Raw genomic sequence first — 12195 nt, 5'->3', positions numbered from 1 at the left:
GCGGGTTCGAGCGGTGCGTTCAGGATTGGCGCTCGACGAAGTGGCGGGCGTAGCGCGGGTCGATGCGTGACATCGGCAACAGGATCAGCAGGTCGGCCGTGTTGAAGTCGGGGTCCCAGGCCGGCGCGCCGCAAACCTGGGCGCCGGCGCGCAGGTAGCCCTTGAGCAGGGGCGGGATGTCGACCGGCGAGTCGCTGGCCAGTTTGTCCACCGGCAGCGGGTGGCGCGGGAACACGTGGTACTCGGGCGAGGCCATGTATTCGCCCTGCAGTGAGCGGAAGATGTTGGCCGCGTTGTGGCCGCCGTCGCCCATGCCGATGCTGGCGCAGCCCATCAGGTATTGGTAGCCGTTCTCCAGCATGAACTTGGCGAGGCCGGCCCACAGCAGGGTGATGACTGCACCGGTGCGGTAGTCGGCGTCGATGCAGGAGCGGCCCAACTCGACCAGGCTGGGGCGCAGGTGGTGGAAGCGCGTCAGGTCGAACTCGGTCTCCGAGTAGTAGCCGCCCCGGCGTGCCGCTTCCGGCGTGATGATGCGGTAGGTGCCGACGATGCGGCCCTTGTCTTCATCGCGCACGATCAGGTGTTGGCAGTAGGGGTCGAAGTGATCGCGGTCCACGCCCGGCGTACGTGTCGGCAGGCGGGCGCCCATCTCGTCGGCGAAGACGCGGTAGCGCAGTTTCTGCGCTTCGAGGATTTCCGATTCCGACGCGGCCAGTCCGACGAAAAGATTTCGTGCGCGGATGCCGGTCAGTTGCGATTCGGTACGCAGCATGCCCAGTACTCCTTGTGAAGTTCAGGGCGATTCTGGGCAGGCTGCGTTGCAGGGGAGTTACGTCACTGTTTCGTCGCGGTGACAGGGGATGGGCGTGTCACTTCTTCGGCGGGACGCTGCTGTCGGCGGGCACCACACGGGTCTTGCCATTGCCCTGGACCAGGCGCACATGCTGGCCGAGTACAAAGTTGTCGTTACCGGCCTCCTGCACCACGATGCGGTTCTCACCGTTGTCCATCTTGAGCGTGATCTCCCACGCATCCTCGCGGGTCAGGCCTTCTTCGGCGGCCGAGCCCGCCAGACCACCCAGTACCGCACCGGCCACTGCGGCCACCTGCGAGCCCTTGCCGTCGCCCAGTCCGCTGCCGGCGATGCCGCCGATGATGGCGCCCGCTCCCGTGCCGACATAGCTCTTGGTGCCTTCCAGGCGTACCTTGCGCACGGCGGTGATGGTGCCGTCCATGTAGGTCATGGTGCGCAGGGCTTCGTCGCGCGAATAGGTGTCGCCCGACAGGCTGCTGGCGCAGCCACCCAGGCCCAGCAGGGCCGTCAGGCCCAGGGCGAGGTACAGAGGTTTATTCATGTTTGTCCTTCCTTACAGGGTTTCGCCATAGGCCTCGGCGAAACGTTGTGCGATGGCTTCCCGGCTGGGCTGGTAGTTCTGCCCGCCGCGATGGGCGATCTTGATCGCCCCCATGACCGAGGCCAGCTTGGCGGCGCGCACGATGTCCCAGCCTTGATCCAGCCCGTACAGCAGGCCACCGCGGTAGGCGTCGCCGCAGCCGGTCGGGTCGGCGACCGTTTCGGCCGGCACGCAGGGCACGTCGACCACTTGGCCGCCGCTGTAGATGCGTGAGCCCTGGGCGCCCAATGTGACCACCAGTGCGCCCAGACGTTCCGCGATCTGCTCCACGGTCAGGCCCGTCTTGTCTACAACGAGTTGCAGCTCGTAATCGTTGACCGTGCACCAGTTGGCCTTGTCGATGCAGCTCACCAGATCTTCACCCGTCAGGATGGGCAGGGCCTGGCCCGGATCGAACACGAAGGGGATGCCGGCTGCGGCGAACTCCGCCACGTGCTGCAGCATGCCTTCGCGGCCGTCCGGCGCCACGATGCCCAGGCGTACCCCTTGCGCTGCATCGCTCACGTGGTTGTGGTGCGAGTAGCTCATCGCGCCCGGGTGGAAGGCGGTGATCTGGTTGTCGTCGAGATCGGTGGTGATGAAGGCCTGGGCGGTGTAGCTGCCATCCACGGTGCGCACGAAGCTCTGGTCGATGCCCAGCGCGGCCAGGCGGTCGCGGTAGGGGCCGCCGTCCTCGCCGACGGTGGCCAGGATGCGCGGCGCGCCACCCAGCAGGGCCAGGCTGTAGGCGATGTTGCCGGCGCAGCCGCCGAACTCGCGGCGCATCTCGGGGACGAGGAAGGAGACATTCAGAATGTGCAGTTGCTCGGCCAGGATGTGGCGCTTGAACTGGTCGCGGAACACCATGATGGTGTCAAAGGCCATCGAGCCGCAGATGAGGACGGACATGTCGGGAACCCGGTTGATTGCAAACCGGCCGATTCTACGCGCTTGCGTGTCCTGCGGCGCCTTCAGTCGCCCTGCAGGGCAAGGGCGCCGCGTTTATCCAAACGCACTGCGTGGCGCTGGATCACGCCTTGCTGTACTGCCACCAGGCGCGCCACGATGGCTTGCCAGTCCACCCCCAGCACGCTGGCGCGCGCGGCTTCCCGCAGTTGCGCCAGCAGGCCGGGCTCGCGTCCCATGCGCGCCGCCAGCGCGACAAAGGCGTCGGCGTCCTCGAATGGGGCGAGCAGGCCGTTATGCCCTGGGCGCACCAGCTCGGCGCCGGCCGCGTAGTCGAAGCACAGCACCGGCAGGCCGCTGGCCAGAGCCTCGGTGATGACGTTGCCGAAGGTTTCGGTGAGGCTGGGGAACAGGAAGCAGTCGGCGCTGGCGTAGTGTGCCGCCAGGTCCTCGCCCATGCGCATGCCGGCGAACAGGTGCTGCGGGTACTTGGCTTGCAGCGCGGCGCGCGCCGGACCATCGCCGACGAACAGCAGGCGCGCATCCGGGCGCGCCTGGTGGATTGCCTCGAAGGCGCGGATGCCCAGCTCCAGGTTCTTCTCCGGCGCCATGCGGCTGACGATGGTGCAGACCAGGGCGTCCGGCGCGACGCCCCATTCGCGGCGCAAGGCCTCGCTGCGACGCTCGGGCGCGAACAGGCGGGTGTCGACGCCGCGCGCCACCACCTCCACCCGCTGGTAACCGTCGCCCAGCAGTTCGCGGCACAACGCCTCGGTGGGCACCAGGGCAAGGTCACCCTTGTTGTGGAAGCGCCGCAGGTAGGCGGCCACCGGCTGCTTGAGCCAGCCCATGCCGTAGTAGCGGCTGTAGGTGTGGAAGTTGGTGTGGAACTCGGTGATGACCGGCAGCTTGAGCTTGCGCGCCGCCGACACAGCGGACCAGCCGAGCGGCCCTTCGGTGACGACCTGGATCACGTCCGGGCGGCGCGCCGACCAGGCGCGGATCAGCGCGTGGCGTGCCGGCAGCCCCATCTTGAGATGGTTGTACTTGGGGATGGGGATGCCCTGCGACAGTAGCTCGTCGAACCCTTCCTCCTGCGCCGGCTGGTCGCCCGCATGCTGGCGCGGGCGGATCAATTGCACCTCGTGGCCCAGGGCCAGCAGGCCGTCGACGATGCGTCCGGTGGTCATGGCCACGCCATTGACCTCGGGCGGATAGGTCTCGGTGACGATGGCGATGCGCAACTGGCGGTGCGCCGTGGCGAGGTTCTGCACGAGCAGGCGGTCGGGTTCCATGCGCGCATGCTCGCGTGCGCATGCGACAGGCACATGACGCGCCCGTGACAGGGATGTGTCAGGTGCGAAGACTTACAGCAGGAACACGCATGCCCACACGACCGCCAGATTGATCAGGGTGAGCAACACCGAGGCGCTGCCGATGTCCTTGGCGCGCTTGGCGAGGCGGTGGTGTTCCAGCGAGATGCGGTCCACCGTGGCTTCGACGGCGGAGTTGACCAACTCCACGATCAGCACCAGCAGCACGCTACCGATCAGCAGGGCCTTTTCCACGCCGGTGGTCGGGCTGAAGAGGGCGATCGGGATCAGCACCAGGGCCAGCAGCACTTCCTGGCGGAAGGCGTCCTCGTGCGAGTAGGCGGCACGCAGGCCTTCCAGGGAGTAGTTGAAGGCGTTCCAGACGCGGGTGAGGCCGGTCTTGCCCTTGAAGGGGCTTTCGTCGTGCGCGGACATGCAGGCTTTCCGGGGATGGGGCGCGGCGCAGTATCGACAGCGGATGTTACGGGCCGGTGACGCCGACCGTGCCGGGGGCACGGTCGGCGCGCGGGCTTACTTCAGTGCGGCCAGCGCTGCGTCATAGTTGGGCTCGGACTTGATCTCCGGCACCAGCTCGCTGTGCAAGACCTTGTCCTGCGCGTCCAGCACTACCACCGCGCGGGCGGTGAGGCCGGCCAGCGGGCCGGAGGCCAGGTCGACGCCGTAGGCGCGCTTGAACTCGCCGCCGCGCAGCGTGGACAGGGTCTTCACGTTCTGCAGGCCTTCGGTCTCACAAAAGCGCTTGGCGGCGAAGGGCAGATCGGCCGAGATCACCAGCACCACAGTGTCGGGCAGGCTGCCAGCCTGTTCGTTGAACTTGCGCGTAGAGGTCTGGCACACCGGGGTGTCCAGGCTGGGGACGATGTTCAGAACCTTGCGCTTGCCGGCGAAATCCGCCAGCGAAACATCGGCCAGATCGGCGCCGACCAGCTTGAAGCCGGGGGCGGTGCTGCCGGGAGCGGGAATGGAACCGGCGACTTCGACCGGGTTGCCGCCAAGGGTGACGCTTGCCATGAATACTCTCCTAGTTGAGGGGTGGCCCGGCTGGCGGGGTGCCGGCAGGGCCTGGGGCAGATCGGGAGAGGCGGTCACTTTTCAAGAGACCTGCCCCGCCCTGATTCAAGGGTAGAACGCGTATAGCCGGTAGCCTGCCGCGGGCAGCTCAGTGGCAAAGCCGACCTGCGCCGTGACCTCACCCAGCGGGCTGAAAGCCGGGCTCTGTGCCATGCCTGCGGGCAACCACTCAGCAGGCGTGAGCACGCGGCGCAGGATGGCGCGGTCGAAACGGTCGGTCAGGGTCAGTTCAAGATGCGGCCAGCTTTGCATGAAGCGCGCCCGGTTGCGCAGCGTCACCACCAGGGTGTAGTGCCCGCCCCGGCTGGCGTCCGGATTCAGGTCGGTCGCCTCGACCGAGATGTCCTCGGCGCGGGTCGGGTAGGGCACCTCGCAGCCCAGTGCGGCGCAGGTCTGCTCGAAAGGAGCGCGCAGGTCGGGGAACTGGCTCGTCAGCTCGGTGCGGAACAGGAAGGCCGCCTGCACCAGCCCCAGCAGCAGGAGCAGGGCCGCGCCGCCCCACCAGCGGGCGCCACCTTGGCGTTTGGGCGGCACCAGGACCTCGTCGTCGAGATACACGGTGGCCGGCCCCGCCACGTCTTCGCGTCGGCGCGCATTGTCCTCGTCCGACATCTGCTCCAGCACACTGGCCAGCGCCTCCTGGCTGCCCTCGCCGTGCAGCACGTTCTGCGGGACGGGGTCAGGCGTCGGTTCGGTGGGCTCGCCAGGGTCGGTCTCTTCCTCGTCCAGTTCCGGATGCATGCCGGTGAGCTGGATGTGCTCTTCCGCAGAGGCCTCCGGGACGGCGGCAGGCGAAGCGATCTCTCGCGGCTCCAGGGGCTCGGGCGGCTCGTCGTCGTCGAGCCGGATCTCGAACTCCGGCGCGCGGAACTCCTCCGGCAGGCTGGGCTCGATGCGGCCGTCGATGATGTCGATGACCGGTTCAGTGATCTGGGTGCGCGCGGCGAAGCGCTGCGCTTCGCTATCTATCGAGGCGGGCGCCGCGCTGATGACGGGGGCCGTTGCCGGGGTGGGCGGCGCAACCGGCGTGACCGGCGCAATCGGCGCGACCACGGGCGGTGCGACGGGCGCGGATGCAGTCGGTGGTGGCGATAGGGGCGGCGGGGGCGGCGGGGGCGCAACCGGCGTGGTTGCCGGCGCCGGCGCGGCGGGCGGTGCCATGCTGCCGGGCTTGGGCAGCTCCGTATCGTCCGGCATCTCCTCCAGGGTGGAGAGGGCCAGGAAGGCGGTGTGGCAGTGGCCGCAGCGCACGCGGCCGCCGCGTTGGTTGAGTTGTTCCGCGCGGATGCGGAAGACCGTGTTGCACGAAGGGCAACGCGTGGTCAGCATGCGCGCCGGCCCTCCAGGCGGATCCAGCCTTCATGTTCGTCGCCCACGACCAACGCGATGTAGGGCGCATAGGCGCGGATGACCTGCTCGGCCTGCGTCGCCAGGACGCCGGAGAGTGCCAGCAGGCCGCCTGGCTTCACATGGGAAGCGATGGCGGGGGCCAGCACACACAGCGGATTGGTGAGGATGTTGGCAACGACCATGTCGAATTGTCCCGCGATCGGCTGGCCGCTGTCACGCCATTCGGCCTGCACGCCATTGCGCTCGGCGTTGGCACGGCTGGCTTCGACGGCGTGTGGGTCGATGTCCACACCCAGTACAGGTGCAGCCCCCAGGCGGGCCGCCACGATGCCCAGGATGCCCGAGCCGCAGCCGTAATCGAGCATGCTCCAGCCCGCTTGCACTTCGCGGCTGAGCCACTGCAGGCACAGGCGGGTGGTCGGGTGGGAGCCGGTGCCGAAGGCCATGCCGGGGTCCATCTCGATGTTGATCGCGGCCGGATCCGGTGCGGCATGCCAGGAGGGTACGATCCAGATGCGGGCGTCGATCTGGATCGGGTCAAACTGAGACTGGGTGAGCTGCACCCAGTTCTGTTCGGCCACCTCTTCGATGGTGAAGGGTGGCACTTCGTCCAGCCCGGCCGCGCCCGCGGCCTGAGCCAGCATGACCGCCAGCTCTACCTGCGCGTCGAACAGCGCGATGACGCGGCTGTGGTCCCACAGCCGCTCGTTGATATGCCCGGGCTCGCCGAACTGGGGCGTCTCACGCTCGGTGCCGGCGTCCGCATCCTCGATGCTGACCGACAGGGCGCCGACATCCATCAGCGCCTCGGAGAGCGCTTCGGCGCGGCGGGCGTCGGCTTGCAGGGTCACGGAAAGCCACATGGCGTGTCCTTACTTGGCGGCGAGCTTGTGCTCCAGGTAGTGGATGCTGGTGCCGCCCTGCGCGAAATTGGCATCCAGCAGCAGTTCCTGGTGCAGCGGGATGTTGGTCTTGATGCCGTCGACGACCATCTCTGACAGTGCGATGCGCAGGCGGCGCATGGCCTGCTCGCGCGTGTCGCCGTAAGCGATGACCTTGCCGATCATCGAGTCGTAGTTGGGCGGCACGGTGTAGCCGGAGAACACGTGCGAGTCGACGCGGATGCCAGGGCCGCCCGGCGTATGCCAGGTCAGGATCTTGCCCGGCGAGGGCGTGAACTTGAACGGGTCTTCCGCGTTGATGCGGCACTCCATCGCGTGGCCGCGCAGCACTACGTCCTTCTGCTTGAAGCGCAGCGGTTCCATGTGGGCGATGCGGATCTGTTCCTGCACGATGTCGATGCCGGTGATCATCTCGGTCACCGGGTGTTCGACCTGCACGCGGGTGTTCATCTCGATGAAGAAGAACTCGCCGTTCTCGTACAGAAACTCGAAGGTGCCCGCCCCGCGGTAGTTGATGCGCTTGCAGGCAGCCACGCAGGACTCGCCGACCTTGGCGAGCACCTTGCGGTCGATGCCAGGGGCAGGCGCTTCCTCGATGACCTTCTGGTGGCGGCGCTGCATCGAGCAGTCGCGTTCGCCCAGGTAGACCGCATTGCCGTGCTGGTCGGCCAGTACCTGGATCTCCACGTGACGCGGGTTCTCCAGGAACTTCTCCATGTACACGGTGGAGTTGTTGAAGGCTGCGCCGGCCTCGGTACGGGTCGTGGTCACCGCAGCCAGCAGCGCGGCCTCGGTGTGCACCACGCGCATGCCGCGCCCGCCACCGCCGCCGGCCGCCTTGATGATGACGGGATAGCCGATGCTGCGTGCGATCTTGACGATTTCCTTCGGGTCGTCGGGCAGGGCGCCACCGGAGCCTGGCACGCAGGGCACGCCGGCTTCGATCATGGCCTGCTTGGCCGAGACCTTGTCACCCATCAGGCGGATCGTTTCCGGGCGCGGGCCGATGAAGGTGAAGCCGGAGGATTCGACGCGCTCGGCGAAGTCCGCGTTCTCTGACAGGAAACCGTAACCCGGGTGGATGGCCTCGGCGTCGGTCACCTCGGCTGCAGCGATGATGGCGGGTACGTTCAGATAGCTCTGGCCACTGGGGGCCGGGCCGATGCATACGGATTCGTCGGCCAGCTTGACGTACTTGGCCTCGCTGTCGGCCTCGGAATGCACGGCCACCGTGCGGATGCCCAGTTCGCGGCAGGCGCGCAGGATGCGCAGCGCGATTTCACCGCGGTTGGCGATCAGGACTTTTTCAAACATAGGAACCTCGTGAGACGTGATCGTGATGCGTGAGCGGCCGCCTGGGCGTCACCGCGCACTGCCACGTGTCACTGATTACCCGATGACGAACAGGGGCTGGCCGTACTCGACCGGCTGACCGTTCTCGACGAGGATCGCCTTGACCACGCCAGTGGCGTCGGACTCGATCTCGTTCATGAGTTTCATGGCTTCGATCAGGCACAGCGTGTCGCCGCTGGAGACCGACTGACCTTCCTTGACGAAGGGCTCGGCGCCGGGCGCCGAGGAGCGGTAGAAAGTGCCGACCATGGGCGACTTCACTACATGGCCGGCCGGCAGGCTGGGGGCGGCTTCGACGACCGGGGCGGCGGCCGGAGCGGCGGCCTGCGGTGCAGCGACGTAGGTGACCGGCGCGCTGCTCATGGCCGGGGCCGAGGTGTGCTTGGCGATACGCACCTTTTCCTCGCCCTCGGTGACCTCCAGTTCGGCGATGCCGGATTCCTGTACGAGGTCGATGAGTTTCTTGAGCTTTCGCAGATCCATGTCTCACTCCCTGAAAACGAAACGGGGGCGGCAGGCCGCCCCTTATTGATGTTGGCTTAGCGCGACGAGGCGGTTTGCGCGAGGCGGCCAAGCACGAACTCGAGGGCCAGCATGTAGCCCTCGGCGCCGAGACCGCAGATCACCCCGACGGCAATGTCGGAGAAGTACGAGTGGTGCCGGAAAGATTCGCGCGTGTGGATGTTCGACAGATGAACCTCCACGAAGGGAATCTTGACCGCCGCGAACGCATCGCGCAGCGCCACGCTGGTGTGGCTGTAACCACCCGGGTTGATGATGACGAACTCCACCCCCTCGGTGCGCGCCGCCTGCACGCGGTCGATCAGCTCGCCCTCGTGGTTGCTCTGGAACGATTCCAGTTGCACTTTGGCGGCGCGAGCGCGCGCTTCCATGCTGGCGTGGATATCGGCCAGGGTGGTGCGTCCATAGATTTCCGGTTCGCGGGTGCCCAGCAGGTTCAGATTGGGGCCGTGCAGGACCAGGATGCGTGCCTTGGAAGGCGCGTCAGCCTTGCTGCCGGCGGCCTTTCGGGTGCCGCGAGCGGTGCTGGTGGAACTCTTCATGGCGCGCAGTTTGCCGCAACTAGCTGCAAGTTGTCCATTACTTCGCCGAACTTGCGGCCAGCGGCGCCGCCGAGAGGCGGGCGAGGGTGGTGCGCAATTCGGCTTCCTTCAAGGCGCCGAGCTTGATCTGCGCCACCTTGCCGTCGCGCGTCAGGAACACGGTGAAGGGCAGGGCCATGGCGGCGTTGCCCAGTTCGCCGGCGAGCTGACTGATCTCCAGACCGCTGACCGGCAGAGGGAAACGTACCGGTGTTTCGCGCATGAAAGTCTGCACGGCTTCTGCACGATCGACGCTGATGCCGACAAACTGCACTTCGCGGAACTCGTCAGAGAGGCGGTCGAGCATAGGCATCTCTTCGCGACAGGGCGGGCACCAGGTGGCCCAGAAGTTCACCAGCAAGGGCTTGCCGCGCCATTGCGCGAAAGCCACCGGCTTGCCTTGGGCATCCGGCAACTCCAGTTGCATCAGGCGGGCTGCGCCGGCGTGGGCGGTGGAGGGTATGTCGCGGCCATTGCGCAGCAGGTAGGCCGTGGCGGCGCCCCCTGCCAGGGCCAGGCTGGCGACCGAGGCAATCAGCAGGCGGCGGCGCTCAGGGCTGGGTGACGAAACCGGATTCACCGGCGTCCTCCTCTTCAATGATGTTCAGCAAACTGTCGATACCGATGCGCTCCAGTTGGCGTCCGCCGCTGCGGCGTGGGGTGCGCTGGGCCACCCGGTCGTAGATCGACAGCTTGAAGGGCACGTCCTCCCAGTCAAAGCTGAGCACGGCCTCGGGCGCGTCGTGGCCACTGCGCCGCGATTCGCGGTGTTCGTAGCGGATGCCCTCGTTGATCATGAAGATCTCGACGTCCTTGGCGCTGTCGGCAAAGATCTCCAGCTCCACCTCGGAGTAGGCGCCGGCCGTGCCGTCGAGCACCGTGCCGGTCAGGAAGGGGGTGAAGGGTGCCAGCGCCCGCATCGCCTCGACGGCGACCAGGCGCATTTCGTGCAGCCGTGCTTCGTCTTCTTCGTCGCGGTAGAGCTTGTGGTAGGTCTGACGCTCTTCCTCGACTTCGGCATTGGTCGGCAGCGCTTCGCCTTCGCCGATGCCGAGCTGGCGGGCCGCTTTTCGCTTGGCGAAACCGTAGTCGGTGATGCCCTCTTCAGCCATCAGACGGGCGGCGACCGCGGCGATCTTGCGGCGCAGGCTGTCCTGGCGCGTGGGGAAGCTGTGGCGGGCTGGCATGCGGGGCTCGCTCTACGGATAGAATCGGAACCTATTCTACACAGCGGCGCCCAAGGGCGGTCCGACGCATTCCCCGAGTTTCCAATAATGCATATTCACATCCTGGGTATCTGCGGCACCTTCATGGGCGGCATCGCCCTGCTGGCGCGCGCTGCGGGCCACACCGTCACCGGCTGCGATGCCAACGTCTATCCGCCGATGAGCACACAACTCGAAGAGCAGGGGATCGCCCTGATCGAGGGCTGGTCGGCTGAGCAGCTCGCGCTGGCACCTGATCTGTATGTCGTCGGCAATGCGGTGTCGCGCGGCAATCCTTTGCTGGAGGCCATTCTTGATCGCGGCCTGCCCTACACCTCCGGGCCGCAATGGCTGGCGGACAACATTCTGCAGGGCAAGTGGGTGCTGGCGGTAGCCGGCACGCATGGCAAGACCACGACCTCGTCCTTGCTGGCGTGGATTCTGGAGGATGCCGGCCTGAATCCGGGTTTCCTGATCGGCGGCGTGCCGGGCAACTTCGGCGTGTCGGCACGCCTGACGGACACCCCGTTCTTCGTGATCGAGGCGGACGAGTACGACACGGCCTTCTGCGACAAGCGCTCCAAGTTCGTGCACTACCGTCCGCGTACCGCCGTCCTCAACAACCTGGAGTTCGATCATGCCGACATCTTCCCTGATCTGGCGGCGATCGAAACCCAGTTCCACCACCTGGTGCGTACCGTGCCGCGCACCGGCCGCATCGTCGCCAACGGCGGCGAGGAGAGCCTGCGGCGCGTGATCGCGCGCGGTTGCTGGAGCGAGTTGGAGTGGTTCGGTGCGGCGGCAGGCTGGCAGTACGAGGACCTCGACGAGCGCGACAACGTGGCCTTTCTGCTGGACGGGCGTGAGGTGTCCAGTTGCAAGCTGCCGCTGGCGGGTGCGCACAACCGCTTCAATGCCTTGGCGGCGATGGCCGCGGCGCGTCATGTGGGGGTGTCGCCGGGGCGGGCGGCCGAGGCGCTGGAGGGCTTCGTCGGCATCAAGCGCCGACTGGAGCCGCGCGGCACCGTGCGCGGCGTGACCGTGTTCGACGACTTCGCGCACCACCCGACGGCGATTGCCACCACGGTGGCCGGGCTGCGCCGGCGGGTCGGCCCGCAGCGGCGCATCCTGGCGGTGTTGGAGCCGCGCTCCAACACCATGAAGCTGGGCGTCATGAAGTCGCGCCTGCCCGACAGCCTGGTCGATGCCGACAAGAGCTTCGTCTACGCCGCCAATCTGGGCTGGGACGCGGGCGAGGTGTTCGGTGCGATGGGCGAGCGCGCGGCCTGCTTTGACACTTTGCCGGATCTGGTGGCGGCGATCGCCGCCGAGGCGCGCTATGGCGACCAGGTGCTGGTGATGAGTAACGGTGGCTTCGGCGGCGTGCACGACAAGTTGCTGGAGGCGCTCGCGCAACGTTCCTGAAGCGGCCGGCAGGCGCAAGCCCTTCGCCTGCATTGATCCAGACTATCGGTTTCGCGCGAAAGACGCGCGCAGCTTTGATCTGCGTCAATATTTCTTGCTGCGGTTTCTCCCCCTGTGGCAACATTCGCGCCGATAAGCTGCGGTGCGTC

At 67.0% G+C, this 12195-nt stretch carries 14 protein-coding genes; 1 reads left to right on the top strand and 13 read right to left on the bottom strand.

Annotated elements, in window-relative coordinates:
* Positions 1-19: 19 nt before the first annotated feature.
* The 13 genes from NMB43_RS16910 to NMB43_RS16850 form a co-directional block, all read right to left on the bottom strand.
* Positions 20-775 carry a GNAT family N-acetyltransferase gene (locus tag NMB43_RS16910; RefSeq protein ID WP_494349335.1) on the bottom strand — a complete coding sequence of 252 codons (756 nt, stop codon included), beginning with the start codon at positions 773-775 and terminating at the stop codon, positions 20-22.
* A gap of 97 nt (positions 776-872) precedes the next feature.
* Entirely contained in the window at positions 873-1358 is a 486-nt protein-coding gene (locus tag NMB43_RS16905; RefSeq protein ID WP_494349334.1) for an outer membrane lipoprotein, read from the bottom strand.
* A 12-nt stretch (positions 1359-1370) separates the two neighbouring features.
* The gene (locus NMB43_RS16900; protein ID WP_494349333.1) at positions 1371-2306 is read right to left on the bottom strand and encodes a carbohydrate kinase family protein; all 936 of its coding nucleotides are present in this window, start codon (positions 2304-2306) and stop codon (positions 1371-1373) included.
* A gap of 62 nt (positions 2307-2368) precedes the next feature.
* The gene (locus NMB43_RS16895) at positions 2369-3598 is read right to left on the bottom strand and encodes a glycosyltransferase family 4 protein (RefSeq protein WP_494349332.1); all 1230 of its coding nucleotides are present in this window, start codon (positions 3596-3598) and stop codon (positions 2369-2371) included.
* 72 nt (positions 3599-3670) lie between these two features.
* Entirely contained in the window at positions 3671-4051 is a 381-nt protein-coding gene (locus NMB43_RS16890; protein WP_494349331.1) for a diacylglycerol kinase, read from the bottom strand.
* Between the two features lie 96 nt (positions 4052-4147).
* Positions 4148-4648, bottom strand: coding sequence for a thiol peroxidase (tpx, locus tag NMB43_RS16885; RefSeq protein WP_494349330.1), 501 nt, complete (start codon positions 4646-4648; stop codon positions 4148-4150).
* 105 nt (positions 4649-4753) lie between these two features.
* Positions 4754-6037: a DUF3426 domain-containing protein gene (locus NMB43_RS16880; RefSeq protein ID WP_494349329.1), complete on the bottom strand. Its 1284-nt coding sequence runs from the start codon at positions 6035-6037 to the stop codon at positions 4754-4756.
* A complete protein-coding gene (gene prmA, locus NMB43_RS16875) occupies positions 6031-6921 on the bottom strand; it encodes a 50S ribosomal protein L11 methyltransferase (protein WP_494349328.1) in 891 nt (296 codons plus the stop codon). Before prmA ends, NMB43_RS16880 begins: the two co-directional genes overlap by 7 nt.
* Before the next feature lie 9 nt (positions 6922-6930).
* Positions 6931-8274 carry an acetyl-CoA carboxylase biotin carboxylase subunit gene (accC, locus tag NMB43_RS16870; protein WP_494349327.1) on the bottom strand — a complete coding sequence of 448 codons (1344 nt, stop codon included), beginning with the start codon at positions 8272-8274 and terminating at the stop codon, positions 6931-6933.
* Between the two features lie 75 nt (positions 8275-8349).
* Positions 8350-8796, bottom strand: a complete 447-nt coding sequence (gene accB / locus NMB43_RS16865) for an acetyl-CoA carboxylase biotin carboxyl carrier protein (RefSeq protein WP_494349326.1) — start codon at positions 8794-8796, stop codon at positions 8350-8352.
* Positions 8797-8852: 56 nt separating this feature from the next.
* Complete coding sequence (gene aroQ / locus NMB43_RS16860) at positions 8853-9377, bottom strand: type II 3-dehydroquinate dehydratase (protein ID WP_494349325.1); 525 nt, start codon at positions 9375-9377, stop codon at positions 8853-8855.
* A 37-nt stretch (positions 9378-9414) separates the two neighbouring features.
* Positions 9415-9996 (bottom strand): TlpA family protein disulfide reductase, encoded by a 582-nt coding sequence (locus NMB43_RS16855; protein ID WP_494349324.1) that lies wholly within the window; start codon positions 9994-9996, stop codon positions 9415-9417.
* The gene (locus NMB43_RS16850; RefSeq protein ID WP_494349323.1) at positions 9968-10603 is read right to left on the bottom strand and encodes a hypothetical protein; all 636 of its coding nucleotides are present in this window, start codon (positions 10601-10603) and stop codon (positions 9968-9970) included. The genes NMB43_RS16855 and NMB43_RS16850 overlap by 29 nt, the downstream gene beginning before the upstream one ends.
* An 87-nt stretch (positions 10604-10690) precedes the next feature.
* On the opposite strand from NMB43_RS16850, the gene mpl reads away from it, so the two are divergent.
* The gene (gene mpl / locus NMB43_RS16845) at positions 10691-12046 is read left to right on the top strand and encodes a UDP-N-acetylmuramate:L-alanyl-gamma-D-glutamyl-meso-diaminopimelate ligase (protein WP_494349322.1); all 1356 of its coding nucleotides are present in this window, start codon (positions 10691-10693) and stop codon (positions 12044-12046) included.
* Positions 12047-12195: the final 149 nt, after the last annotated feature.

The sequence above is a fragment of the Uliginosibacterium sangjuense genome (assembly GCF_059132465.1).
Note: the sequence above shows the minus strand (reverse complement) of the source record. Positions and strands in the feature narration are given on the sequence as shown.

Coding starts and splice junctions, on each gene's coding strand:
- NMB43_RS16850 (WP_494349323.1), bottom strand. CDS start 10,603: ATGCCAGCCCGCCACAGCTTCCCCACGCGCCAGGACAGCCTGCGCCGC.
- NMB43_RS16905 (WP_494349334.1), bottom strand. CDS start 1,358: ATGAATAAACCTCTGTACCTCGCCCTGGGCCTGACGGCCCTGCTGGGC.
- NMB43_RS16910 (WP_494349335.1), bottom strand. CDS start 775: ATGCTGCGTACCGAATCGCAACTGACCGGCATCCGCGCACGAAATCTT.
- NMB43_RS16890 (WP_494349331.1), bottom strand. CDS start 4,051: ATGTCCGCGCACGACGAAAGCCCCTTCAAGGGCAAGACCGGCCTCACC.
- accB (WP_494349326.1), bottom strand. CDS start 8,796: ATGGATCTGCGAAAGCTCAAGAAACTCATCGACCTCGTACAGGAATCC.
- NMB43_RS16880 (WP_494349329.1), bottom strand. CDS start 6,037: ATGCTGACCACGCGTTGCCCTTCGTGCAACACGGTCTTCCGCATCCGC.
- mpl (WP_494349322.1), top strand. CDS start 10,691: ATGCATATTCACATCCTGGGTATCTGCGGCACCTTCATGGGCGGCATC.
- aroQ (WP_494349325.1), bottom strand. CDS start 9,377: ATGAAGAGTTCCACCAGCACCGCTCGCGGCACCCGAAAGGCCGCCGGC.
- NMB43_RS16900 (WP_494349333.1), bottom strand. CDS start 2,306: ATGTCCGTCCTCATCTGCGGCTCGATGGCCTTTGACACCATCATGGTG.
- tpx (WP_494349330.1), bottom strand. CDS start 4,648: ATGGCAAGCGTCACCCTTGGCGGCAACCCGGTCGAAGTCGCCGGTTCC.
- accC (WP_494349327.1), bottom strand. CDS start 8,274: ATGTTTGAAAAAGTCCTGATCGCCAACCGCGGTGAAATCGCGCTGCGC.
- prmA (WP_494349328.1), bottom strand. CDS start 6,921: ATGTGGCTTTCCGTGACCCTGCAAGCCGACGCCCGCCGCGCCGAAGCG.
- NMB43_RS16895 (WP_494349332.1), bottom strand. CDS start 3,598: ATGGAACCCGACCGCCTGCTCGTGCAGAACCTCGCCACGGCGCACCGC.